Source organism: Oleiphilus sp. HI0132, assembly GCF_001635845.1.
Map to the genome: position 1 here is coordinate 1 of NZ_LWGJ01000734.1, position 512 is coordinate 512.

The window sequence follows — 512 nt, forward strand, 5'->3', positions numbered from 1 at the left end:
TTCAATTTCTTTCGGCACAAAACACCTTATCGTTTGATTTACATAAATTTCAGGCAAAAAAAAGCCGGTGAAAGTCACCGGCTTTTTAGAGCTTAGTTCTAAACTTACAACTTAGAAGCTGTAGTTAGCGCCGATAGCTAGTACGTCAACATCCGCACCATCAACACCACCAAGGTCAGTAGACGTTGTGTATTCTAGAGCTACAAACAAATGATCTGTTACATTATGAAGAGCTTGAAGCGCAATTGTCGCTTCGTCTTCTGCACCATCATAAGACTTCATACCATAACCTAGAGCAAACTGGTTCTGACCCATTGTGTACATGCCCTGCAAACCAATGTAATCAACTGTATCTGACATGCTTTCGTAACCAAGCATTACAGTAATATCATCCATTGAGTAAGTAGCACCTAAACCAATAGTATCTTCTGCTTCAACACCAGCTTCTTCGCGACCCATAGAGTATGCAAAAGCAAGTTCAAGGTTATCCATAGCGTATTTAGCAGCTAAAG

1 protein-coding gene is annotated in these 512 nt (G+C 40.4%); it reads right to left on the reverse strand.

Translation table 11 applies throughout. The features are described 5' to 3' along the window. Nucleotides 1-111: 111 nt before the first annotated feature. Nucleotides 112-512: porin (locus A3766_RS08685; RefSeq protein ID WP_156508795.1), on the reverse strand; the 401-nt coding region annotated here is incomplete at its 5' end.